Raw genomic sequence first — 21,881 nt, forward strand, 5'->3', positions numbered from 1 at the left:
GTTCAACCTGGCTCAATCACCGCGGGGCGGGCAGGGTTCAGCGCGCGGCGGCGTGCCCGGCCTCGGTGAGATGGAGGTACGCGGTGTCGAAATGCGCGAGCCGGGCGAGCGCGGTCGGATCGTGGATGGTCAGGCGCCGGCTGCGCAGGGTGATCAGCCCCATGCCGCGCAGTTCCTGGAGCGTGCGGTTGATGTGCACGCTGGTCTGCCCCATCGCGTCGCCGAGATCGTTCTGCGTCATCGGCATCGCGCAGGTATTCCCGTCGCTCAGGCCGATGGCCGCCAGGCGCGCGTGCACCTCGCAGAACAGGTGGGCGAGGCGCTCGATCCCGGTGCGGCTGCCGAGGCTGACCGTCCACTCGCGCTGGATCGCCGCGGTGGCCAGGGCCTCGCGGTGGAAGGCCATGTCGAGCCGCGGGCTGCGGGCGGTCACGTCCCGCATCGCAGGGCCGGAGATCTGGCCGAGGAGCACGGGCGTGATCGCGCCGATCGCGTGATCCATCTCGTCGAGGAGGAAGATGTGCGGGTCGCACGGGTCGCCCGGGAGCAGGAGCGAGACGATCTGGCGGCGCCCGTTGGCGAACTGCCGGTACCGGCAGGCCCAGCCCTCGAGGATCACGTTGATCGAGCGCGGATCGTCGCCCTCGTGGATGATGTCGGTGCGCGCGGCGACCATGCGGCTCGGGCTCATGGCGTCGGCCAAGCACATCCGGTCGTCTTCGGAGAGCCCGACATAGCAATTTAGCTTGTGCACGAGCGGGTTTGGCATGGCGGCGTCTCCACGACGGCGTGGGGGCGCGAACCTACATTTTGTTTCAAGCCATGAATACTTATGCAGATTAGTTTATGCTACCGTAAGGTGTCTTTCCGCCCGCCGCACCCGGCCGAATCGCCCGGATCCGGGCCCGTCACCGTCGCGAGGCGGCAAGATCTCGGCGGTTCGGGCGGCCCATCGTCAGGACTAGGGCAGTGATCCAGCGCCTGCCTCTCCCGGAGGGAGAATGTTCGCGCGTCATGTCGAAATTGAAAAGACTGTGCTTTTGACTTCGCGGATCCGGCGGAGCACGATTTGACGGGCGGGAATGCCGGAACATCGGCTCGGGACACGTCGTCGTCCTGTTCCTCGCCTTCTCTCAACGGGTTCCGCCGGTTCGCGCCGCAGCGGACGGCCTATCGTGGACGGATTTCTGCCCATGCAGCCTGCGCTGCGCCTCGTCCGCCCGGTCCGGGACGGGCGAGGCCCCCTCCCCCGGCCCGCCGCCCGCCCGGCGGCAGGCCCCGGCGGCGGCCCGCACCGGGACCGGGCGGACGCGGTCCTGTCGGTCGAGGGGCTGTCCCTCGCCTTCGGCGGCACCGTCGCCTTCGCGGAGATCGACCTCGCGGTCGGGGCCGGCGAGATCCACGCCGTGATCGGGCCGAACGGCGCCGGCAAATCCTCGCTGATCAACGCGATCACCGGCCTCTACGCACCGCGGGCCGGGCGGGTGCGGCTCGGCGCGGAGAGCTTCGCCCGGGTGCCGGCCGGGCGGCTCGCCGCACTGGGCGTCGCCCGGACCTTCCAGAACCTCGCCCTGTTCGCGGGCCTGAGCGTGCGCGACAACGTCCTCGCGGGGCTCTCGGCCGCGCGGCGCGCCGGGCCCGCGGCCCAGATCCTGGGCCTGCCCTCCGCCCGGCGGGAGGCGCGCGCCCACCGCGCCGCCGCCGAGGCGGTGATCGGACGCCTCGGCCTCGCGGCGGTGGCCGACCGCCCCGCCGGCAGCCTCCCCTACGGGCTCCAGAAGCGGGTCGAGCTCGGCCGGGCCCTGGTGGCCGGGCCGCGGCTCCTGCTCCTCGACGAGCCGATGGCCGGCATGACGGCGACCGAGAAGGCGGAGATGACCGGCTTCATCCGGGCGGCGCGGGATCGGTCCGGGGCCGCGATCGTCCTGATCGAGCACGATATCGGCGTCGTCATGCGCCTCTCCGACCGGGTGACCGTGCTCGACCACGGCCGCCGCATCGCCACCGGCACGCCCGCGGAGGTGCGGGCGGACCCAGCGGTCATCGCGGCCTATCTGGGGCTCGCGGACGGGGAGGCGGATGCCGCCACTGATCCCGCCGCGGATGGAGGCGCGGATGTAGACGTGGCCGAAGACGGGGACGCGGCTGCCGCATGAGCCCGGATCTCGCCTTCCTGATCGAGGTCGTCGTCGGCGGCCTCCTGTCGGGCGTCATGTACGCCCTCGTGGCGATCGGCTTCGTGCTGATCTACAAGACCTCGGGCGTGCTCAACTTCGCGCAGGGCGCGATGGTGCTGTTCGCCGCCCTCACCTTCGTGAGCCTGACCGAGCGCGGCCTGCCCGTCCCGGCGGCCCTGGCCGCGACGCTCGCCGCGATGGTGGTGGTCGGTCTCGGCGTGGAGCGCCTGGTGCTGCGGCCGCTCGTCAACCAGCCGCCCATCACCCTGTTCATGGTGACGCTGGGCGTCGCCTACGTGATCGAGGGCGCGGCCCAGCTCGCCTGGGGCACCCAGGTCCACGGGCTCGACCTCGGCATCGACGACACGCCGATCGATCTCGGCGGCGTGCTGGTCAGCCGGTTCGACCTGTTCGCCGCCGCGGTGGCGGGCCTGATGGTGGCGGTCCTCGCCGCCTTCTTCCGCTACACCCGCACCGGCCTCGCCTTCCGGGCGGTGGCGGACGATCCGCTCGCCGCCCTCAACACCGGCCTCCGCCTGCCCCGGATCTGGTCGGCGGTCTGGATCGCCGCCGGGATCGTCGCGCTGGTGGCGGGGCTGCTCTGGGGGGCGCGGCTCGGCGTGCAGTTCTCCCTGTCGCTGGTGGTGCTGAAGGCGCTGCCGGTGCTCGTGCTCGGCGGCTTCGACTCCGTCGCCGGGGCGATCGTGGCCGGGCTGATCGTCGGCGCGGCGGAGAAGCTGTCCGAGGTCTATCTCGGGCCGGTCATCGGCGGCGGTATCGAGGGCTGGATCGCCTACGTGGCGGCCCTGGGCTTCCTGCTGGTCCGGCCGTCGGGCCTGCTCGGCCTGCGCGCCGTTGAGCGGGTCTGAGCCGCCGTGGTGGCCCTCCCCCGCGCCGTGCCGCGCCCGCACCTGTCCGCCGGGACCCTCGGCCTCGGCGCCCTGCTGGTCCTCGCCTACGGGATCGTACCGCTCACCGGAACGAGCTACCTGTTCGAGGCGCTGCTGACGCCGTTCCTGGCCCTGGCGCTGGCCGGCCTCGGGCTCAACCTGCTCACCGGCTATGCCGGGCTGCTCTCCCTGGGCTCGGCCGCCTTCATGGCGGTCGGGGCCTACGCGGCCTTCAACCTGTCGCTGCGCCTGCCCGGCCTGCCGCTCCCGGCGTCGCTCCTGCTCGCCGGCCTCGTGGCGGCGCTCGCCGGGCTGGTGGCGGGGCTGCCGGCCCTGCGCCTGCGGGGCTTCTACCTCGCGGTCTCGACGCTCGCCGTGCAGTTCTTCGTGGCCTGGGCGCTGAACCGGATCGGCTGGATCTCCGACGACAGCCCCTCGGGCATCGTCACCGCCCCCCGGCTGGTGGTGGCCGGCCTGTCCTTCGACGACCCGCGCGGCCGCTACCTGGTCACGCTCACGGTGGTCACGCTGCTGACCTTCGTCGCGTGGAGGCTCGTGACCTCGCCCACGGGCCGGAACCTCGTGGCGATCCGCGACAACGAGACCGCCGCCCGCCTCGTCGGCGTGCGGGTCGCCCGGACCAAGCTCCTGGCCTTCGCGGCCTCGTCCTTCGTGATCGGGATCGCCGGAGCGCTCTGGGCCTTCGCGTATCTGCGCACCGTCGAGCCGGCGGGGTTCAACCTCGACCGCTCCTTCCAGATCCTGTTCATCGTGATCATCGGCGGCCTTGGCACCCTGCGCGGCGCCTTCCTGGGCGCGGGCTTCATCGTGGTGCTGCCCCTACTCCTGTCGCGCCTCGGCGCGGCGGTCCTCGGCGACGGGTTCGATTCCGGCACCCTGGAGATGGTCCAGCGCGTCGTGCTCGGCGCCCTGATCGTCGCCGTGCTGATCCGCGAGCCCGCCGGCCTCGCCGCCCTCCTCGACCGGGCGGGCCGCCGCCTCGGCCGCCGCGCTGCCTGATCCCCTCCCCGCCCGACCAACCCCAGGACGACCATGCCCCTGACGACCCGACTCCGCGCAACGCTCCTCGCCGGCACCGTCGCGCTCGCCGGCGCGGCCCCCCGGGCCGCTTGGGCCGACGAGCAGTATTTCCCGCTCCAGAGCTACCGGGTCGGCCCCTACGCGGCCGGCGGGACCGGCTTCTTTGGGGGCTTCATCGACTATCTCAACCTGATCAACGCCCGCGACGGCGGGGTGAACGGCGTCAAGCTCACCTGGAGCGAGGGCGAGACCCAGTATGAGGTCGAGCGCGGCGTCGAGGTCTACGAGCGGCTGAAGTCCCGGCCCGGCATCGCCGCCTGGAACCCGCTCTCGGTGGGCATCGCCTACGCGATGATCGACCGCATCACCGCCGACAAGGTGCCGCTGATCACGATCAACCACGGCCGCACCGACTCCACCGACGGGCGCGTCTTCCCCTACGTGTTCCCGCTGCTGCTCAACCCCTACAGCGAGACGAGCGGCATCATCCAGTATCTCGGCACCCGCGCGGGCGGCCTCGACAAGCTGAAGGGCAAGACCGTCGCGGTGCTCTACCACGGCTCGCCCTACGGTAAGGAGACGATCCCGATCTACGCGCGGCTCGCCGAGCGCTACGGCTTCACCGTCGCGCAGATCGAGGTGCCCCATCCCGGCAACGAGCAGCAGTCGCAGTGGCTCACGATCCGGCGCCTGAGGCCCGACTTCGTGGTGCTGCGCGGCTGGGGCGTGATGAACCCGGTGGCCCTGAAGACCGCCCAGAAGACCGGCTTCCCGGCCGACCGCATCGTCGGCAATGTCTGGTCGAACTCGGAGGAGGACGTGATCCCGGCGGGCGACGCCGCCAAGGGCTACGTCGCCATCACGACCCAGGCCTCGGGCACCGCCTACCCGGTGATCCAGGAGGTTGTCGGCAAGGTCTACGGGGCCGGCAACGGCAACCTCGCCGACCGGAAGCGGATCGGCAGCGTCTACCACAATCTCGGGGTGTTGAACGGCATCCTCAACGTCGAGGCGGTGCGGATCGCGCAAGCGCGGTTCGGCCAGCGGACGCTCACCGGCGACGAGGTGCGCTGGGGCTTCGAGCACCTGCGCCTCGACGAGGCCCGGGTGGCGGCGCTCGGCGCCAAGGGCCTGTTCCACTCGATCAACGTCACCTGCGCCAACCACGAGGGCGAGGGCCGCGTCACCTTCCAGCAATGGGACGGGGCGAAGTGGAATGTCGTGTCCGACTGGATCGCCCCCGACTGGGCGAGCCTGCGCCCGCTCATCGAGGCCTCCGCGACCGCCTACGCCAAGGAGCGCGGCATCACCCCGCGCGACTGCGCGGCCGAGGAGGCCGCGGACGCGGCCGGCAAGCAGGCCGCCGCGGCGGCCCGGTGAGCGCCCGGTGAGCGCCGCGCCGCCCCTCCTGCAGGTCGAGGCCCTGGAGGTCGTCTACGGCGGGGCGGTGCACGCCCTGCACGGCGTCGACCTCGCGGTCCGGGCGGGGGAGATCGTCGCCCTGGTCGGCGCCAACGGCGCCGGCAAGACGACCCTGCTGCGGGCGGTGTCGAACCTGCTGCCGGCCCTGCGCGGCCGGGTCACGGCCGGGCGCCTCGCCTATGACGGGCGCGACGTGACGCGGACCCGGACCGACGTCCTCGTCCGCGCCGGGCTCGTGGGGGTGCTGGAGGGGCGCCACTGCTTCCGGAGCCTGAGCGTCCAGGAGAACCTCGTGGCGGGCGGCCTCGGGCGCGGTACGGGCCGCGGCGGCGTGCGCGCCGATCTGGACCGGGTCTACGGCCTGTTCCCGCGGCTCGCCGCGAAGCGGGGCGTCGCCGCCGGCCTGCTCTCGGGCGGCGAGCAGCAGATGGCGGCGATCGGCCGGGCGCTGATGGGGCGGCCCCGGCTGCTCGTCCTCGACGAGCCGTCCATGGGGCTCGCCCCCCGCTTGGTCGAGGAGATCTACCGGGTGCTCGCCGGCCTGAACCGCGCCGAGGGTCTGACCCTGCTGGTGGCCGAGCAGAACGTCCGCCTCGCCCTGCGCCACGCCCACCATGCCGTGGTGCTGGAGAACGGGCGCAGCGCGCTGGCCGGCACCGCCGCGTCCCTGCGGGCGCGGGACGACGTCCGGTCCCTGTATCTCGGGGGCGCCGACGATGCCGGGGCCGCCGCGCTGCCGGAGACGGGCCGCCGCGCATCGGGCTGACGGTGCCGGCCCGCGTCAGGCCTCGCGTCAGGAGTCCCGGTCGGCCCGGCGCAGGGACCAGAGCAGGGTACCGTGGGCGTCGACCAGCCACAGGGCGTTCACCGCGTCGTCCTCGATCGTCAGCGAGCGGCTGTTGGCGAGGCGCACCGCCTCCTTCGCGTCTGCGGCCGTCAGCACCTCGTCGACGCGCGGCGCGCCGATCTCGCCATCCTCGCCACGGACCGCCCCGCGCAGGCGATAATCCGGCATCCGTCGAACCCCCGTCTCTCCGCGGCCGGCGCCCGTCCGGGGCGTGCCGCGGGTGCGAAGATAGGCGCCGGCGCGGCGTGTCGAGGGTCGGCGGGCCGCTACGGCCCGTCGCGGCTCGCCAGGATCCGCTGCGGCTCCGCGAGGAACAGGGCCCGCAGCGCGGCGGCCGATTCGCGGGCCGGAAGGTCGAGGGCGCGCCGCGTCGCGGCGATCCGGGCGGCGCAGTCGCCCGAGGGGGCCGCCGCTGCGGCCATCGACCGCGCGGTGCCCGGGTCCGCGGCGGGCGCGGCCGCTCCGTCCGGCCGCGCGGCCCGTGTCCGGGCGAGGAGCGGGGCGAGCCCGTGCGACGCGGGCCGCTTGGCCCGCAGCCGCGCGTCGAGCGCCACGAGGTCGCCGGCCGCGAGGAGGCCGCAGGCCGCCGCGTCCCCCGCGCCGGCCCGCTCCAGCGTCGCCAGGATCCGCTGGCCCAGGGCGCGGACGACGGCGTCGTCGGCCGACCGGAAGCGCCGCTGCAGGTAGCCGGCGGCCATCCGCCTCAACCCCGCGGCGGCCTCCGCCTCCGGCCGGCCGGCGGCGTAGCCGTCCCGGTACCACCGGGCGATCGGGTCGAGCCCCGCCGCCTCGGCCTGGCGCAGGATCGGCAGGTTCCGCAGGATCGCGGCCCGCGCCCCGGCCGCGCTCGGATCCGCGTCCAGGGTGGAATCGGGGAAGCGGTCCGGTCCGACGACCTCGGTGACGATGCCGGCCGCGCGCAGCTCCCCGTCCGTCGGGATCCAGATCCCGGCCGGGGGCACGGCCAGCGCCCGCGTCACGAAGGCCGCCGGCAGGCCGGCGGCCCGGTAGGCCGCCCGCTCCGGCGCGGAATCCACCGGGCGCATCCGGCCCCGCGCCCCGATCTCGTAGGGGGCGTGGAAGCCGAGCCGCCCGCCGGTCGCGAGGTAGCGCGTCCGGCCGCGGACGAAGATCAGCGTGCAGGCCGAGGCGCAGGCGTCGGGGACGTAGGTGGCGAGGCCGCGGGCCGCCACGAGCGCCCCGATCGCCGCCCCCTCCTCCACGAGGCCGCCGTCGCTCGTGAGATGGATCCGGGCGATCCGCGGGTGCGCGGCGAGGATGGCCCGGACCCGCGCGGCGACCCCGGCCGCGAGATCGCCCGCGAGCCTCAGGTCCCGTCCGCCCGGCCCGACCGTGAGCCGGGCCGGGACGTCCGGCACGCCGGCCGCGCCGCGGCCCTTCGGCTTGTGTCCGGCCGCGGCCGGGCCGGCGGCACCGAGCGCCAGGGCGGGCGCCAGGGCGAGCGCGCAGGCGGCCGTCCCCGTCCGGCGCCTCCACCCGCGGGGGAAGACCGACATGGCAGGTTTCCATCGTTCGTGGTCGGAGAGGCCGGCGCGGCCGGCAGCGACGCGCCTACTGGAGGTAGGCGACGAACATCTCGGACACGGCCCGGGACGCGTAGGCTTCCGGGCTCTCGCCCCAGCGGATCGGGAAGGCCTCGGCCACCGGGCGGCCGGCGAGGATCTGCGCGACCTCGTCGGGCATCAGGCCGTCGTCGAGGGCGCTCGCGAGGGCGGCGCGTTCGTGGGAGGGATGGGAGCGGACGCTCCGGGACAGGGCCCGGCCGAGGGCGGCGGCCGGTTCGGGGCTCAGGTCGGGACGGGTGTTCCGGGTCGTGTCATAGGTCAGCATCGGTGGTCGCCTCGCGTGTCTGATGTCGTGCGCTCTCCTCCTCTTGGACGCGGCAACACGGCAGACACGGCGCAGTCATCCGGGCGAACCGTTCCTTGCTGGTGATCACGGCAAACCTCCGTTGAGCTCCGCATCGACTGTATGTCGACGCCGTCAATGTAGACGCCGGGCCCGAGAATGTGCTGCCAAATTGGCGAGGACTTGCAGCGCAGGTTGTTCGTCGAAGCCGCGAGCCGGAGCAGAAGCACGGGGTCGGCGGAGATATGCCCGGATCGCGGCCGCGATCGATCGCCGGTGCCGGTCGGCGACGGCCGGCTCCCGGGACTTGCCAAAGCCGGCGCGATGCCTGAATATCATTCTGTAACAATGACTTAGCGAAACAATGCTCCGGCAACGCGCTCGTGCGGTCGAAACCTTCTCCGCCGGACCGGGGCATCCGGAAGAGACTTCTCGCCGGCGCCGCCGGCGGCGGAATCGGGCCGCCACCGCCACCGCGACCGATTCGAGGGAGACGACACCATGGCCCCGGGGACGATGATGCGGGGCGACGCCCCGGCCAATGTGGGCGTGACGGTCCAGGGGCACGACGCCCTGGAGCGCGGCCGGCCCGGCCCGTTCCGCCCCCTGCCGTGATCGGCGACGACCGATGCATCACGCTGCCCTGCCCGCCGCGGGTGCCACGATGGCCGTGGTCCAGCCGCCCCTGCGCATCACGAGCCGCAGCACCGCGGAGGCCGAAGTCTGGGCCGCCCTGCGCGCCGAGGCCGAGGCGGCCCTGATCGAGGAGCCCCTCTATGCGGGGATCATCCAGGCGACGATCCTCGACCAGCGCTCGCTGGCCCAGGCCCTCGCCTACCGCCTCGCCCACCGGCTCGGGGACGGCGACCTCGCACGCCTGTCGATGCGCGACCTGTGCCTCTCGGCCTTCGAGGCCGACCCGCAGGCCGGCGCCCACGCGGTGCGCGACCTCGTGGCGATCCGCGAGCGCGACCCGACCTGCCGCCGCTACCTCGACCCGTTCCTGTTCTACAAGGGACTCGCCGCGCTCGAGGCGTACCGGGTCGGCCACTGGCTCTGGCACCGGGGCCGGGCGACCCTGGCGCTGCACGTCCAGAGCCGGATCTCCGAGGTGTTCGGCTGCGACATCCACCCGGCGGCCCGGATCGGCTCGGGGGTGTTCATCGACCACGCCACCGGCGTGGTGATCGGCGAGACCACGGTGATCGCCGACGACGTCTCGATCCTCCAGTCGGTGACGCTCGGGGGCAACGGCAAGGAGAGCGGCGACCGGCATCCCAAGATCGAGCGCGGGGTGCTGCTCAGCGTCGGCGCCAAGGTACTGGGCAACATCCGCGTCGGGGCGGGCGCCAAGGTCGCGGCCGCCGCGGTGGTGCTGCAGGACGTGCCGCCCCACACGACCGTGGCGGGCGTGCCGGCCCGGGTCGTCTCGCGCCTGCCCGTCGACGAGGAGCCGGCGCTCAGCATGGACCAGTCCTTCGGCTACGGGGACGGCATCTGAGACGCGCGAAAGATTTTTCCTGACAACAAAGTCGTCCGGGCGCCGCCGCCGGGCGAGACTCCATAGAATTAAGTTCTCTGACATGCCCGTCTGAGGGCGGTCGTGTCCTGTTCGTCGTGCATACCACGGGATCCATTTCTACGAATCGACGAAAAATGGGGACATCATTCCGTTGACCCTTGGGCGAATCAGACTTTATCCAGACATCGCCGGAACAACGATGAAGTCGGCCCGGCCGAGCGTTCGAAGATGGCTGTCGGACTGCTAGAGAATACATGATTTGATTGACGGTGCGGCCGCTCGGGTCGCGATCGTCGTCGCGTTCTGATCGGAACGACTTGCGTCCGCCCCGCACAGGCTGCGGGGCGCACCGCCGCCGCGCGGATCGGCGCGGCGCGCCTGAAATCCTGGATGGAGTGAGGACGAACGATGAGCGGACCGGGTCTGAGCGTGAGCGCCACGGCGGCACGCAATCTTGCGACGGCGACCGTCACCTCGGTCCAGAACGCGGCCAACACGCCGCGCTGGCTGCTCCGGCTCCTGCCCTTCGTGGACGTGGCGGGCGGGGTCTACCGCGTCAACCGCCGCGCCGTCGTGCTGGCCCGCCCCGGCCGGATCGATCTCGTCGCCGAGGACAAGGGGGACGGCAAGGTGATCCGTCCCGCCTCCCTGCGGGCCGTGCCGCTGTTCAGCCGGCTGGGCGATGCCGAACTGGCGGCGCTGGCGGCCAAGTTCACCGAGAGCCGGCACAAGGCCGGAACGGTGATCCACGAGGAGGGCTCCGCCGGCCGCAGCCTCACGGTGGTGGCCGACGGCACCGTCGAGCTGACCCTGTCGGGCCCCTACAAGGGTCGCCTGCGCCAGGGGCTCGCCACGAAGGGCGACTATTTCGGCGATGCGGGCCTCGCCGGTGAGCGCGCGCCCGCCCCGGCCGTGAAGGCCCTGTCGGCCGTGACCCTCCTGACCCTCGACGCCGCCGCGGTGGAGAGCGAGGAGATCCGTGCCAAGATCGCGCAGTACCGCGAGGAGCGCGACCGCCTCAAAGGTCACACCAACTCCTACGGCGAGCAGGGGATCGAGCTGCTGGCGGTCCATACCGGCGAGCCGCGCCTGCCGACGACCTTCGTGGACTACGAGGTCGATCCGCGCGAGTACCACCTCTCGACCATCCAGACGATCCTCAACACCCATACCCGCGTCACCGATCTCTACTCCAACGAGATCGACCAGCTCCGCGAGCAGATCCGCCTCACGGTCGACGCCGTGAAGGAGCGCGAGGAGTGGGAGCTCCTGAACAACGCGCAGTTCGGCCTTCTCGGCGAGGTCGGCCCGCGCCAGCGCATCCCCACCCGCGGCGGCCCGCCCACCCCGGACGACCTCGACGAGCTGCTGACCCTGGTCTGGAAGAAGCCCGCCTTCTTCGTGGCCCATCCCCGCGCCATCGCGGCCTTCGGCCGGGAGGCGACCCGCCGCGGCGTGCCGCCGGTCGTCGTCCACCTGTTCGGCGCGCCGTTCATCACGTGGCGCGGCGTGCCGCTGGTGCCGAGCGACAAGCTGCCGATCGACCTCGACCCGGTGACCGGGGCCGAGACCACCTCGATCCTGCTGCTGCGCGTCGGCGAGGGCGAGCAGGGCGTGGTCGGCCTGCAGAAGTCGGGCGTGACCGGCGAGATCGAGCCCGGCCTGTCGGTGCGCTACATGGGCACCAACGACCACTCGATCGCCTCGCACCTCGTGACCCGCTACTTCTCGGCCGCCGTGCTGGTCGAGGACGCGATCGCCCGCCTCGATAACGTGCTGCTGGGCAATTACCATGACTACGCCTGAGGCCTTCGCCCGCGGGCTGCCCGGGGCGAGCCCGGGCGAGCTGGCCCACGCGGATCTCGTCGGACGCCTCGCCCGGGAGATCTACGGGCAGGGTCAGGCCGCGAGCCGGCCCTTCGCGCCGGCGCTCCCCGCCGGCCCCCAGGTCCCGCAGGCCCTCGAGAGCCTGCCCCAGGGCCCGGGCGGCGCGCCGCTGCCGAGCGCGCCCCTGGGCGTCCCTTCCGCCCCAGCGGGCGGCCAGCCCGCCGGCCTGCCGCCCGACGCCTCCGCGCTGGCAGCGCGCTCCTTCGGGGCGCAGCCGGTCGGCCTGCCGGGCCTCTCCGGCCCGACCGTGCCGAACCTCGCACCCGCGAGCCCGGCCCTCGCCGATGTCGGGGCGATCCCGCCGGTCCACCCGGCGAGCCCGCGCCCCGTGCTGCCCGATTTCTCCTTCGCCGGCGCCCAGGCGCTCGCGGCCGCCCTGCCCGGCGGTCCGGAGCTGCACCGGCAGATCGCCGCGGACCATCCCCGCGCCAACGCCTTCGCGCACGCCCTCGCCCCGGCTCTCGTGCCGGCCGATCCGTCGAAAGTCGGCCGCGATGCGGCGCAGGAGCGCTTCGCCCGGACCGGCCATCTGTCCCGGGCGCCCGAGGCACCGCCGTCCGACTACTACTTCCTGAACCTCGGCCCCGGGCCGGCCCGCAGGGCGCCGGCGAGCCCCCGGGTGGAGCCGGCCCGCGACCCGGGCCCGGCGCCGCGCCTGGCCGCGCAGGGGTCGAGCCCGGTGGCGGCGCCCTTCGACGTGGAGCATGTCCGCCGGGACTTCCCGGCCCTGCACCAGAGCGTCAACGGCCACCCGCTGGTCTGGCTCGACAACGCCGCCACCACCCACAAGCCGCAAGGGGTGATCGACGCGACCGCGGAGTTCTACGCCCGGCACAACTCGAACATCCACCGGGCCGCCCACACCCTGGCGGCGCGCGCCACCGACCTGTTCGAGGGCGGCCGCGAGGCGGTGCGCCGCTTCCTCAACGCGCCGTCGAAGGACGACATCGTCTTCCTGCGGGGCACCACGGAGGCGATCAACCTCGTGGCGAACTCGTACGGCCGGGCCAATGTCGGCCCGGGCGACGAGATCATCGTCTCGACCATCGAGCACCACGCCAACATCGTGCCCTGGCAGCTGCTGGCGCAGCAGACCGGGGCGACGCTCCGGGTGATCCCGGTCAACGATCGGGGCGAGATCATCTTCGAGCAGTACGCGGCGTTGCTCTCCGGCCGGACCAAGATCGTCTCGGTGACGCAGGTGGCCAACGCCCTCGGCACCGTGAACCCGGTGCGGGAGATCATCCAGCTCGCCCACGCCTACGGGGTGCCGGTGCTGGTCGACGCGGCGCAATCCGCGCCGCACATGCCGCTGGACGTGCAGTCCCTCGACGCGGACTTCCTGGTCTTCTCCGGCCACAAGGTGTTCGGGCCGACGGGCATCGGCGCGCTCTACGGCAAGACCCACCTGCTGGAGGCGATGCCGCCCTGGCAGGGCGGCGGCCACATGATCGAGGACGTCACCTTCGCGAAGACCGTCTACAAGGGCGCGCCCGAGAAGTTCGAGGCCGGCACACCCGACATCGCCGGGGCCGTCGGTCTCGGAGCGGCGCTCGACTACCTCGCGGGTATCGGCATGCCGGCGATCGCCGCCTACGAGCACGACCTCCTGGGCTACGCGCAGGGCGGGCTCGCCGACGTGAAGGGCCTGCGCCTGATCGGCACGGCCCGGGAGAAGGCGAGCGTGATGTCCTTCGTGATCGAGGGGCAGACGAACGAGGCGGTGGCCCACCACCTCGACGCGCACGGCATCGCGGTGCGCTCGGGCCACCACTGCGCCCTGCCGGCCCTGCGCCGGTTCGGGGTCGACCAGTCGGTGCGGGCCTCGCTGGCCTTCTACAACACCCGCGCGGAGGTCGACGCCTTCCTGAGGGCGCTGCACACGCTGCCGCGACCGTGACCGGCGCGTCGCCGGCCGGCGGGCGCGGGGGCGTCGTGTCCGCGCCGAACCCTGCCCTGCGGGTGTGAGGATCCGCGCGACCCGTCGCCGACGTCCGGCGCGGCGCGCGGATCCTCACGCCGCCGGTCGGAGATGCCGCGTCCGCACCGTGCCGTCGATGGCCCGCAGCGCGCGGAGCACCGCGTCCGCCTCGCCCGGCGGCACGGACGCATCCACCACGACGTAGCCGAACTCGCCGTCCGTCTGCAGGTACTGCGCGTCGATGTTGAGCGACCGGCCCGAGAAGATCGCGTTGATCTGCCCGAGCACGCCGGGCACGTTCCGGTGCACGTGGAGGAACCGCGCGCCCGACAGGCGCGGCGGCAGCTGGACCTGCGGGAAGTTCACGGCGCCGAGCGTCGAGCCGGTCTGGACGTAGTCGACCAGCTTGCGGGCCACCTCCGCGCCGATGCGGTCCTGGGCCTCCTCGGTCGAGCCGCCGACATGGGGGGTGAGGATCACGTTCGGCAGCCCCTGCAGGGGCGAGACGAAGCGCTCGGCGTTGGAGGTCGGCTCCACCGGGAAGACGTCGATCGCGGCCCCGGCGAGGTGACCGTCGCGCAGCGCCGCCGCCAGGGCGTCCAGGTCCACGACCGTGCCGCGGCTGTTGTTGATCAGGTAGGCGCCCGGCTTCATCGCGCGGATCCGCTCCGCGCCCATCAGCCCGTGGGTCAGCGGCGTCTCCGGGACGTGCAGGCTGACCACGTCGCTCACGGCGAGCAGGGCCTCGAAGCTCTCGGCCGGCTCGGTGTTCCCGTGGCGCAGCTTGTCGGTGAGGTCGTAGAAGATGACGCGCATGCCCATCGCCTCGGCGAGGTTCGAGAGCTGCGCGCCGATATTGCCGTAACCGACGATGCCGAGCGTCTTGCCGCGCACCTCGAAGGCGCCGGTGGCCGACTTGTCCCAGCCGCCTTCATGGGCCGCGACCGAGCGCGGCACGATGCGCCGGAGCAGCATCACGATCTCGCCGATCGTCAGTTCGGCGACGCTGCGCGTATTTGAGAACGGCGCGTTGAACACGGGCAGGCCGCGGGCGCGCGCCGTCTCGAGGTCGACCTGGTTGGTCCCGACGCTGAAGCAGCCGATGGCGGCGAGGTCGGGCAGGGCGTCGAGAAGCGCGGCGGTGACCTGCGTGCGCGAGCGGATGCCGAGGACGGTGACGTCGGCCAGTTCGCCGGCGTCCCCGGGGCTGACCGCGCGCGACAGCTGCCGGATGGCGCCGATCCCGGCCTGGGTGAAGATCCTGGACGCTGTCGGCGCTATGCTTTCGGTCAGAACGACGCGCTCGGTCGACACGGTCTGTCCTCCCTCCACGGACGGGATGCGATCCGCGACCTTGGCGCCGGCGCGGCGCGGCGGCAAGGGCGGCGCGGGCGGGGCGGGGTTGCGGGCGCGCGCCGCCCTCCCCGCCCCGCGGCGGACGGCCCGGCCCCGTCGTCTCGACGGCGCGCGCCGGGCCTGCCAGTGTCCGCCTCCCGGCGGCCGAGGCCGCGGAGCGACAGGTGCACCATGACCGGATCGACAGCCCGGGCCGTGATCGTCCAGCCCGGCGGCGGCTTCGACGCGGTGACCTTCGGCGAGCGGCCCGTGCCGGAGCCCGGGCCCGGCGCGATCACCGTCCGCCTGCGGGCGAGCTCCCTCAACTACCACGACTACGCGGTGGTCAGCGGGATGTGGGGCCCGAGCGAGCCGCGCATCCCGATGTCCGATGGGGCCGGAGAGGTCGAGGCCGTGGGGCCGGGCGTGACCGAGTTCGCCGTGGGCGACCGGGTGGTCAGCACGTTCTTCCCGACCTGGCTGGAGGGCGCGCCGCGCGTCGAGGGCTTCGCCACCGTGCCGGGCGACGGGGTCGACGGCTACGCCCGCGGGGGCGTCACCGCGCCCGCCACCGCCTTCACCCGCGCCCCGCGGGGCTGGGACCACGCCGAGGCGGCGACGCTCACCACCGCCGCGCTCACCGCGTGGCGGGCGCTGCACGCCGATGCCGGCCTGAAGAGCGGCGACGTGGTGCTGGTGCAGGGCACCGGCGGCGTGTCGCTGTTCGGCCTGCAATTCGCCAAGGCGGCGGGGGCCACGGTGATCGCCACCTCCTCCAGCGACGACAAGCTGGAGCGCCTGCGCGGTCTCGGCGCCGACCACGTCATCAACTACCGCACCGACCCGGCCTGGGGCGAGACCGCCCGGCGCCTGACCGACGGGCGCGGCGTCGACCACGTCCTCGACGTCGGCGGCCCGGCGACGCTGGAGCAGTCCATGGCCGCCGCGCGGGTCGCCGGCCACGTCTCGGTGATCGGCATCCTCTCGGGGGTCGCGGGCGAGCTGCCGCTGGTGCCGGCGCTCCTGAAGCAGATCCGGCTGCAGGGCGTGCTGGTCGGCAGCCGGCGCCACCAGATCGAGATGATCCGCGGCATCGACGCCTGCGGGCTGCGGCCGGTCATCGACCGCCGCTTCCCCCTCGACGACCTCGTCGCGGCGTTCCGCCACCAAGAGAGCAACCGCCACTTCGGCAAGATCTGCGTCGAGATCTGAGCGGTCCGGCCGGGCCCGAGGCGGTGCAGCGGGCGGTGCGGCGGGCGTTCAGCGGAAGGCGATCCCGAGCCCACCGGGTATCATCAGGGCCCGGGGCGTCTCGGCTTGGCTCGGCGGCGGCGGCACGTGCGCGCAGCCGTTCTCGCAGAACGTGCGGAGTGTGCGCCGGTCGAGGCCGATGTCGCTCAGCATCTCGTCGTCGAGGGCCGAGAGAATGCGAAGATTTCGCGCCGCGACGCGGCTCTTCCGGGCAGATTTCAGGAACGAGAGGATCATGATCCAGCCTCCGTTGCGCCGAAAGATCCGTGGTTTGTCCACGATCGGCCGGATCAGCGTCGCTTTAATGCAAAGTATGCGCATCCTCCGTTCGGATTAAGGGTGGCGCGCGGCGCGATTATTTTTGCCGGAGCGCGCTAGGCGTCCGCGATCGGCTGCGGGCAGAGCAGGAGCAGGCGCACCAGCTCGGCCTGGCGGCGCGTCCCCGTCTTCTCGAACAGGTGGCGCAGGTGCACGCGCGCCGTGTTCCGGGTGATCCGGCGGCGCGTCGCGCTCGCCGCGAGGTCGTTCCCGGCCAGGATGTCGACGGCCAGGGCCGCCTCCGCGGGCGTGAAGCCGAACTGGTCCTGGAGAATGCCGGGATCCGGCAGGCGCGGGGTCCCGGGGTCGGTGAGACGCAGGAGAACCGCGCCCTCGCCGATCGGGCCGAGCGTCCCGGGAATCGCCGAGGCGGCGACCAGGAGCGTCCCGCCCGCGCCCTCCAATCGCACCGAGCCGCCGCGATGGCCCGCGGCGCAGCGGGCGATGACCCGGCGCAGCGCCGCGCTGTCCTCGGGCGTCGCGCCGCGCAGGCCGCCGTGCTCCAGGCACAGGAGTCCGCGCGCGACGAAGGCCTGCGCCGCGCGGTTCAGGAAATGGGCCCGCCCGTACCGGTCGGTCACCGCCAGCCCCTGCTCAAGATGCTCCGCCAGGAGATGGAGCGCCGCCTCCACGAGGGTCGGGTCCGGGAAGACCGGGGTGCCGCCGGTCTGAACCCGCCGCTCCTGGGCGGAGCCGATCCCGGATATCGTTTCGGCTCTGCGGGTGTGCAGGTGGGATTGACTGATCACGCTGGGATCCTCGCCGGATCGACATCACGATATCAGTAATAACCCGAAACTGGCGTCCCTTATTCCCGCCTTATCCCGGCGGGCCCCCGGTCCGGGACTGAAACAGGTCGGCGAAGGCGCGCAGGTCGCGCCGGTTGAGGTCCGAGACCGCCCAGTAGGTGAGGTCGCCGAGGCGCCAGCGCTCGATCGTGGACCCATCGCGCCGCTCCTCGCCGGCGCCGGGGCCGTCGGCGGCGGGGACCACCGTGACGCTGATGACGTGCCTGTCGCGGCGATAGACCAGGGTCGGCACGGGGGTTCCGCCGACGATGTCGACCCGGCCGCCGACCAGCGGGAAGCCCTTGTCGGACAGGTCGGGGGCCTCGGGCGCGAGGGTGGTCCGGCCGTTGAACCAGGGCTTCACCACGTGCCGGTCCGAGGAGGCGACGTCGAAGGGCTGGGGCGCCGCGAGGCCGCGGAGATGGCCGGCGAGCACGGCCGCGCCGGTATCCGGGGCGCCGTCGGGGCGGTCGAGATAGACGATCCCGCTGCCGAGCGCGGCCCCGCCGACGAGGCCGACGAGCAGCGTCGCGGCCAGCGCCTGCCGGGATCTGCGCCAGGATTCGAGCCAGGCCTCGACCCAGGTCCCGACCCAGGACCCGAGCCGGGTCCCGAGCGGGTCTCCGAGGCGGCCGCGCGACGGGGGCGGGTCGGTGAAGCCGATCTGCTCGATCACGCGCGCCCGCAGGGATTCCGGGGCGGGCGGCCCCGCGAGGGGCCCGCGCAGGGTGGCCGAGAGGTCGCGGAGGCGTTCCGCCAGGGCCCGCGCGTCGGGATCCGCCGCGAGACGGCGCTCCATGGCCAGGACTTCGCCGGGCGACAGCTCGCCGTCCGCGTAGGCGCTGAGGAGCAGGAGGGTCTCGTCGTCGGTCATCGCCCGTCCTTCGCGAGCCGTGCAAGCAGGTGCTGCCGCGCGCGGCCGAGGCGCGACATCACGGTCCCGATCGGGACCCCCGTCACCGTGGCGATCTCCCGGTAGCTGAGGCCGTGGTACTCGCGCAGGACCAGCGCCTCGCGGAAGGCCACCGGCAGGGCCTCGACCGCCCGGGCGAGCTGCCCCGCGTCGTCGCGGGCGATGAGGGTCGCCTCGGGCGTCTCCGGGACCTCGGTCAGGGCGCCCCCGATCTCCAGCTCGGCGCGGGCCTCGGGGGCGAGGTCGTCGGCGAAGACCACCGCCCGCGGCCGGTGCCGCTGCAGCCAGGAATAGCCGGTGTTGCGGACGATGGTCAGGAACCACGCCCGGGCATTGCCCTCGGCGAACCCCTCGATCGCCCGGTAGGCGCGCAGACACGCCTCCTGCATCACGTCCTCGGCGTCGGTGGCGTTGCCGGTGAGCCAGTGCGCGAGCCGGTAGCCCTCGTCCAGGCGCGGGAGAACGAGCTGACTGAAGCGCGCGCGCGCCAGGGTCGTCATGTCGGCGGCCGGGCCGGGCCCGCCCCGTCGAGAGCCTGCGAAGCCATGGGGTCCCTGCCCTCGTGCTCCTGCCTGCAGCCTTGTGCCACACAATCGGGAACCGGGCGGCGGCGGGCTTTATTCCCGCGTCCGGGCACGCGAATGTTCGGGGCGCTACTCGGGGCGCTACTCGGGGCGCTACTTGGGAAGCCTCTCGGGCCGGTGGCGCGTCGCGACCGGCCGCCCCGGAGGCGCCCGGCGGTCCGGCGCCGCGGCCTCGCTCCCGCGGTCCTGTCCGGACGGCGATCGCCGGTCGGGTGCCGGTTCCGGGCAGCCGTCCGGACCGAGGCGCTTGCGGGCGACGCGCTCGGCCGCCGCCCGTTCCGCCGCCGAGGGGTTCGCGCCGCCGCTCTGATCCTGGGCCATGGCCATGTCCAACCGGAGCGGGACCGTCCGCGGTCCCGGTCGTGGCATCCCCGGCGCTGCCGGCCCGCATCACCGCCAACGGGAAGGGGCAGGCCCCGCCTCCTCGGAGACGGGACCTGCCCCTGGATCAACCCGCGGGTCGGGTCACGGTTCGGCGCCGGATTCGCGCGTCGGGATGCGTGCCTGCGCGACCTTAGCGGCAGACGCGCCGCGGTCCCCACGGGGTCGGACGGAAGAAGCAGCGCGGGCCGTAGAAGCGCGGCCGCCGGTACATCGGCCGGCAGCGCCCGTACGGGCCGGGCGCCCAGCCGGGGCCGCAGCCGAAGGCGACGGTGCTGACCGCGGCAGGGCCGGTGAGCGTGTCGGCGCCGGCGGGCGCCAGGGGCGCCGCGCCGGCGGAGGCCAGGCCGAGGCCGCCGACGACAGCCGCGGCGGCCGCGATCATCTTCACGTGCATCATCATCAGACCTTCTGTTCGGTTCCGCGCCGGTCGGCCCGGCGCAAGACCCGGTAAGAATGGTCATCGGGTCTGAATGTCGGCTGACCTCCGCCATCATCGTCTAGAAACAAACAGTCCGGCCGGCGCCCGCGCGGGGCGGGCGCCGCGGCGGGGCTCTAGCGGCGATCGGCGCGGCCGAGCAGCGAGGCCGCGGCCGCGGTGGCCCCCGCCAGCAGGATCCCGGTCAGGACCGGGTTGATCGAGGCCCGGGTGTAGGCGCTGCGCATGACGTGGTGGGGCGAGCCGCCCCGCACGGCCCCGTCGCGGCCGGCCGCGTGGAGGGCGCCGTCCCGCCGCTTGCCGGCCGCGCCCGCCGTCTGGCTCCGCGACATCACCTGGGCGCCCATCCAGTCGGTCGCCGCGGGGACCCGCTTGCGCAGTGCGCTCATCAGCTTGCCGCCGCCGCCGACGTAGAGGTCGCGGGGCCCGTGCTCCGCGGCGTACAGGATCGCGTCGGCGACGTCGGCAGGGTCGTAGACCGGCGGCGGCAGCTTGGGCGCCTGCGCCATGTAGTTCCGGGCATGCTCCGGGAACGGCGTGTCGATCGAGGCCGGCTTGATGAGCGTCACCGAGACCGGGGCGCCCTCCTCTTGGAGCTCCATCCGGAGCGCGTCCGTGAAGCCTTTGATCGCGTGCTTGGAGGCGGAGTACATGCCCTGGATCGGCAAGGCGAGGTCGGAGGCGACGGAGCCCAGGTTGATCAGCGCGCCGCCGGTCCGCTTCAGGTGCTGCAGCGCCACCGTCGAGCCGTAGACGATCCCCCAGAAATTGACGTCGAACAGCCGGCGATGGTCTTCGTCCGAAACCTCCTCGAGGCGGCCGAAGATCGAGAGACCGGCATTGTTGACCCAGGTGTCGAAGCCGCCGTAGGCGCGCACGGTCTCTGCAGCCAGCGCCTCGACATCCTCGCGGCGGGACACGTCGGTCACGACGGCCCGGGCCTCGCCGCCGCGCTCCTGGATGTCGCGGACGATGTCGTCGAGGGCGGCGCCGTTCCGGGCCGCCAGCACGACGCGGGCGCCGCGGCGGGCGGCCGCCCGGGCCGTGGCGAGGCCGATCCCGCTGGAGGCGCCGGTGATGACGATCACCTGCTCGCGCAGGGGCTTGTGCCGGATCTGCATACTGCGTTTTCCTCTCTCGCGTGCTGTCTCGATGGCGGCGCTCAGCCCCGGCCTCCGCCCGGCCGGTCGCGCTCCGCGCCGAGGCTGGTCCCGCCCTGGCGCGCCTCCTCCTTCTCGGTGCCGGCCCGCTCCATCGGGCCGTCCTGCGGCCTGACCGTGCCGGTTGCGGTGTCGCGGGGGCTGTCGGCCAGGCCCGCGCGCTCCGGCTCGCCGTGCGGCATCCGCTCGGCCTGGGTGTCGTCCGGCGTGTCCGCCATGCTGCATCACTCGCGATGGGCCTGATCCCCTGAGGGCCAACCCGTCAGGCGGCCGGCGTATCCGGCGGCCCCGGCCGCGACGGCGGACGCTGCGCGGGTGGAGATGCGGGAGGGTGCGGGTCGGGCGAACGCGCCGCAGGAACACGGCCGCGGGGCCCGTGTTGTCTGCCAAATCTTTTTCACGAGGCGCCGATGTCAGGAACCGCCAAGAAGACCGACCCGAAACTCTGGGACAAGGTCAAGACGCAGGTCACGAAGTCCGAGAAGGGCGGGAAGCCCGGCCAATGGTCGGCGCGCAAGGCGCAGATCGCGACCGCCGAATACAAGAAAGAGGGCGGCGGCTACGCCGGCAAGAAGTCGGCCGACAACCATCTCCAGCAATGGACCGACGAGGAGTGGGGCACGAAGTCTGGCAAAGAGAGCGGCAAGACCGGCGAGCGCTACCTGCCCAAGAAGGCCCGCGAGAGCCTGACCGACACGGAATACGCCGCCAGCACGGCCAAGAAGCGCGCCGATACCCGGAAGGGCAAGCAGTTCTCGAAGCAGCCGAAGGCCGCCGCCGAGAAGGCCGCCGCGGCGCGCGAGGACGGCAAGTCCACCAAGGCGTCCGCAAAAGGCAAGACGTCAGGCAAGACAACCGGCAAGTCTGCCGCCAAGGCGTCCCGCAAGACGGAAACGACCAAGGCCGCGCTGATGCGCAAGGCCCGGGCGCAGAACGTGCCCGGCCGGTCGCGGATGTCGAAGGCGCAGCTGGAGCACGCGGTCCACGCCTGAGGCGCGCCGCGGCGGGCCCTCGCCCCCGACGCAAGACGTCCCGGGAATGGCTCCCGGGACGCTCCTCGGCTCAAGCGGCCAGTTTGATCGGGCTGGGGATGCTCAGGTCGAGAGGGGATGCGGCCTGTCCAGAGGCCCGCGCGC

Annotated in this window: 23 protein-coding genes; 10 read left to right on the top strand and 13 right to left on the bottom strand. The window is 73.4% G+C overall.

Annotated elements, in window-relative coordinates; all coding sequences use genetic code 11:
* Positions 1 to 37: 37 nt before the first annotated feature.
* Complete coding sequence (locus tag ACLBYG_RS14440; RefSeq protein WP_042675140.1) at positions 38 to 769, bottom strand: Crp/Fnr family transcriptional regulator; 732 nt, start codon at positions 767 to 769, stop codon at positions 38 to 40.
* A gap of 424 nt (positions 770 to 1,193) precedes the next feature.
* Here ACLBYG_RS14440 and ACLBYG_RS14445 point away from each other — a divergent pair, with 424 nt between their 5' ends.
* From ACLBYG_RS14445 to ACLBYG_RS14465, 5 genes are read left to right on the top strand one after another with little or no spacing between them, the layout of a single operon-like run.
* Positions 1,194 to 2,156: an ABC transporter ATP-binding protein gene (locus ACLBYG_RS14445; protein WP_447681885.1), complete on the top strand. Its 963-nt coding sequence runs from the start codon at positions 1,194 to 1,196 to the stop codon at positions 2,154 to 2,156.
* A complete protein-coding gene (locus tag ACLBYG_RS14450; RefSeq protein ID WP_447681886.1) occupies positions 2,153 to 3,046 on the top strand; it encodes a branched-chain amino acid ABC transporter permease in 894 nt (297 codons plus the stop codon). The genes ACLBYG_RS14445 and ACLBYG_RS14450 overlap by 4 nt, the downstream gene beginning before the upstream one ends.
* 9 nt (positions 3,047 to 3,055) lie before the next feature.
* Positions 3,056 to 4,087, top strand: coding sequence for a branched-chain amino acid ABC transporter permease (locus ACLBYG_RS14455; protein ID WP_376738926.1), 1,032 nt, complete (start codon positions 3,056 to 3,058; stop codon positions 4,085 to 4,087).
* A gap of 33 nt (positions 4,088 to 4,120) precedes the next feature.
* Positions 4,121 to 5,488: an ABC transporter substrate-binding protein gene (locus ACLBYG_RS14460; RefSeq protein ID WP_447681887.1), complete on the top strand. Its 1,368-nt coding sequence runs from the start codon at positions 4,121 to 4,123 to the stop codon at positions 5,486 to 5,488.
* 7 nt (positions 5,489 to 5,495) lie between these two features.
* Entirely contained in the window at positions 5,496 to 6,296 is an 801-nt protein-coding gene (locus ACLBYG_RS14465) for an ABC transporter ATP-binding protein (RefSeq protein ID WP_447681888.1), read from the top strand.
* 27 nt (positions 6,297 to 6,323) lie between these two features.
* Here ACLBYG_RS14465 and ACLBYG_RS14470 read toward each other — a convergent pair whose 3' ends face one another.
* The 3 genes from ACLBYG_RS14470 to ACLBYG_RS14480 form a co-directional block, all read right to left on the bottom strand.
* Positions 6,324 to 6,545: a hypothetical protein gene (locus ACLBYG_RS14470; RefSeq protein WP_091681463.1), complete on the bottom strand. Its 222-nt coding sequence runs from the start codon at positions 6,543 to 6,545 to the stop codon at positions 6,324 to 6,326.
* 98 nt (positions 6,546 to 6,643) lie between these two features.
* Entirely contained in the window at positions 6,644 to 7,894 is a 1,251-nt protein-coding gene (locus tag ACLBYG_RS14475; protein WP_447681889.1) for a hypothetical protein, read from the bottom strand.
* A gap of 55 nt (positions 7,895 to 7,949) precedes the next feature.
* The gene (locus ACLBYG_RS14480; RefSeq protein WP_020095131.1) at positions 7,950 to 8,228 is read right to left on the bottom strand and encodes a hypothetical protein; all 279 of its coding nucleotides are present in this window, start codon (positions 8,226 to 8,228) and stop codon (positions 7,950 to 7,952) included.
* A gap of 646 nt (positions 8,229 to 8,874) precedes the next feature.
* Here ACLBYG_RS14480 and cysE point away from each other — a divergent pair.
* The 3 genes from cysE to ACLBYG_RS14495 all read left to right on the top strand — a co-directional run bounded on the left by cysE (position 8,875) and on the right by ACLBYG_RS14495 (position 13,555).
* Positions 8,875 to 9,747: a serine O-acetyltransferase gene (cysE, locus tag ACLBYG_RS14485; protein ID WP_020095129.1), complete on the top strand. Its 873-nt coding sequence runs from the start codon at positions 8,875 to 8,877 to the stop codon at positions 9,745 to 9,747.
* Positions 9,748 to 10,176: 429 nt separating this feature from the next.
* Complete coding sequence (locus ACLBYG_RS14490; RefSeq protein ID WP_026605239.1) at positions 10,177 to 11,574, top strand: family 2B encapsulin nanocompartment shell protein; 1,398 nt, start codon at positions 10,177 to 10,179, stop codon at positions 11,572 to 11,574.
* Positions 11,561 to 13,555: a family 2A encapsulin nanocompartment cargo protein cysteine desulfurase gene (locus tag ACLBYG_RS14495; RefSeq protein WP_447681890.1), complete on the top strand. Its 1,995-nt coding sequence runs from the start codon at positions 11,561 to 11,563 to the stop codon at positions 13,553 to 13,555. Before ACLBYG_RS14490 ends, ACLBYG_RS14495 begins: the two co-directional genes overlap by 14 nt.
* Positions 13,556 to 13,669: 114 nt before the next feature.
* Here ACLBYG_RS14495 and serA read toward each other — a convergent pair whose 3' ends face one another.
* The gene (serA, locus tag ACLBYG_RS14500; protein WP_082558002.1) at positions 13,670 to 14,890 is read right to left on the bottom strand and encodes a phosphoglycerate dehydrogenase; all 1,221 of its coding nucleotides are present in this window, start codon (positions 14,888 to 14,890) and stop codon (positions 13,670 to 13,672) included.
* A 213-nt stretch (positions 14,891 to 15,103) separates the two neighbouring features.
* Between serA and ACLBYG_RS14505 the strand changes: the two genes are divergently transcribed.
* Positions 15,104 to 16,123: a zinc-dependent alcohol dehydrogenase family protein gene (locus tag ACLBYG_RS14505; protein ID WP_447681891.1), complete on the top strand. Its 1,020-nt coding sequence runs from the start codon at positions 15,104 to 15,106 to the stop codon at positions 16,121 to 16,123.
* A gap of 48 nt (positions 16,124 to 16,171) precedes the next feature.
* Here ACLBYG_RS14505 and ACLBYG_RS14510 read toward each other — a convergent pair whose 3' ends face one another.
* The 8 genes from ACLBYG_RS14510 to ACLBYG_RS14545 form a co-directional block, all read right to left on the bottom strand.
* Positions 16,172 to 16,399 (bottom strand): DUF1127 domain-containing protein, encoded by a 228-nt coding sequence (locus ACLBYG_RS14510; RefSeq protein ID WP_042675160.1) that lies wholly within the window; start codon positions 16,397 to 16,399, stop codon positions 16,172 to 16,174.
* A 137-nt stretch (positions 16,400 to 16,536) separates the two neighbouring features.
* Entirely contained in the window at positions 16,537 to 17,229 is a 693-nt protein-coding gene (locus ACLBYG_RS14515) for a helix-turn-helix transcriptional regulator (RefSeq protein WP_447681892.1), read from the bottom strand.
* Between the two features lie 70 nt (positions 17,230 to 17,299).
* On the bottom strand, positions 17,300 to 18,142 hold the full coding sequence (locus ACLBYG_RS14520; protein WP_447681893.1) for an anti-sigma factor family protein: 843 nt from the start codon (positions 18,140 to 18,142) through the stop codon (positions 17,300 to 17,302).
* Entirely contained in the window at positions 18,139 to 18,681 is a 543-nt protein-coding gene (locus tag ACLBYG_RS14525; RefSeq protein ID WP_020095120.1) for a sigma-70 family RNA polymerase sigma factor, read from the bottom strand. The genes ACLBYG_RS14520 and ACLBYG_RS14525 overlap by 4 nt, the downstream gene beginning before the upstream one ends.
* A 177-nt stretch (positions 18,682 to 18,858) precedes the next feature.
* The gene (locus ACLBYG_RS14530; RefSeq protein WP_447681894.1) at positions 18,859 to 19,086 is read right to left on the bottom strand and encodes a hypothetical protein; all 228 of its coding nucleotides are present in this window, start codon (positions 19,084 to 19,086) and stop codon (positions 18,859 to 18,861) included.
* Positions 19,087 to 19,279: 193 nt separating this feature from the next.
* Entirely contained in the window at positions 19,280 to 19,546 is a 267-nt protein-coding gene (locus tag ACLBYG_RS14535; RefSeq protein ID WP_042675167.1) for a GCG_CRPN prefix-to-repeats domain-containing protein, read from the bottom strand.
* A 155-nt stretch (positions 19,547 to 19,701) separates the two neighbouring features.
* On the bottom strand, positions 19,702 to 20,706 hold the full coding sequence (locus tag ACLBYG_RS14540) for an SDR family oxidoreductase (RefSeq protein WP_091681446.1): 1,005 nt from the start codon (positions 20,704 to 20,706) through the stop codon (positions 19,702 to 19,704).
* A 41-nt stretch (positions 20,707 to 20,747) separates the two neighbouring features.
* Positions 20,748 to 20,963, bottom strand: coding sequence for a hypothetical protein (locus ACLBYG_RS14545; protein ID WP_020095116.1), 216 nt, complete (start codon positions 20,961 to 20,963; stop codon positions 20,748 to 20,750).
* A gap of 192 nt (positions 20,964 to 21,155) precedes the next feature.
* On the opposite strand from ACLBYG_RS14545, the gene ACLBYG_RS14550 reads away from it, so the two are divergent.
* Positions 21,156 to 21,737, top strand: a complete 582-nt coding sequence (locus tag ACLBYG_RS14550; RefSeq protein WP_447681895.1) for a hypothetical protein — start codon at positions 21,156 to 21,158, stop codon at positions 21,735 to 21,737.
* The last annotated feature ends 144 nt before the right edge of the window (positions 21,738 to 21,881 follow it).

The organism is Methylobacterium sp. D53M, assembly GCF_053345625.1.

Bases quoted from the DNA above. Each gene is read 5' to 3' on its own strand.
- ACLBYG_RS14495 (WP_447681890.1), top strand. From the start codon at position 11,561: ATGACTACGCCTGAGGCCTTCGCCCGCGGGCTGCCCGGGGCGAGCCCG.
- ACLBYG_RS14510 (WP_042675160.1), bottom strand. From the start codon at position 16,399: ATGATCCTCTCGTTCCTGAAATCTGCCCGGAAGAGCCGCGTCGCGGCG.
- ACLBYG_RS14445 (WP_447681885.1), top strand. From the start codon at position 1,194: ATGCAGCCTGCGCTGCGCCTCGTCCGCCCGGTCCGGGACGGGCGAGGC.
- ACLBYG_RS14460 (WP_447681887.1), top strand. From the start codon at position 4,121: ATGCCCCTGACGACCCGACTCCGCGCAACGCTCCTCGCCGGCACCGTC.
- ACLBYG_RS14490 (WP_026605239.1), top strand. From the start codon at position 10,177: ATGAGCGGACCGGGTCTGAGCGTGAGCGCCACGGCGGCACGCAATCTT.
- ACLBYG_RS14525 (WP_020095120.1), bottom strand. From the start codon at position 18,681: ATGACGACCCTGGCGCGCGCGCGCTTCAGTCAGCTCGTTCTCCCGCGC.
- ACLBYG_RS14530 (WP_447681894.1), bottom strand. From the start codon at position 19,086: ATGGCCCAGGATCAGAGCGGCGGCGCGAACCCCTCGGCGGCGGAACGG.
- ACLBYG_RS14440 (WP_042675140.1), bottom strand. From the start codon at position 769: ATGCCAAACCCGCTCGTGCACAAGCTAAATTGCTATGTCGGGCTCTCC.
- ACLBYG_RS14475 (WP_447681889.1), bottom strand. From the start codon at position 7,894: ATGTCGGTCTTCCCCCGCGGGTGGAGGCGCCGGACGGGGACGGCCGCC.
- ACLBYG_RS14470 (WP_091681463.1), bottom strand. From the start codon at position 6,545: ATGCCGGATTATCGCCTGCGCGGGGCGGTCCGTGGCGAGGATGGCGAG.
- ACLBYG_RS14450 (WP_447681886.1), top strand. From the start codon at position 2,153: ATGAGCCCGGATCTCGCCTTCCTGATCGAGGTCGTCGTCGGCGGCCTC.
- ACLBYG_RS14520 (WP_447681893.1), bottom strand. From the start codon at position 18,142: ATGACCGACGACGAGACCCTCCTGCTCCTCAGCGCCTACGCGGACGGC.
- ACLBYG_RS14545 (WP_020095116.1), bottom strand. From the start codon at position 20,963: ATGGCGGACACGCCGGACGACACCCAGGCCGAGCGGATGCCGCACGGC.
- ACLBYG_RS14550 (WP_447681895.1), top strand. From the start codon at position 21,156: ATGTCAGGAACCGCCAAGAAGACCGACCCGAAACTCTGGGACAAGGTC.
- cysE (WP_020095129.1), top strand. From the start codon at position 8,875: ATGCATCACGCTGCCCTGCCCGCCGCGGGTGCCACGATGGCCGTGGTC.
- ACLBYG_RS14535 (WP_042675167.1), bottom strand. From the start codon at position 19,546: ATGATGCACGTGAAGATGATCGCGGCCGCCGCGGCTGTCGTCGGCGGC.
- ACLBYG_RS14505 (WP_447681891.1), top strand. From the start codon at position 15,104: ATGACCGGATCGACAGCCCGGGCCGTGATCGTCCAGCCCGGCGGCGGC.
- ACLBYG_RS14540 (WP_091681446.1), bottom strand. From the start codon at position 20,706: ATGCAGATCCGGCACAAGCCCCTGCGCGAGCAGGTGATCGTCATCACC.
- ACLBYG_RS14480 (WP_020095131.1), bottom strand. From the start codon at position 8,228: ATGCTGACCTATGACACGACCCGGAACACCCGTCCCGACCTGAGCCCC.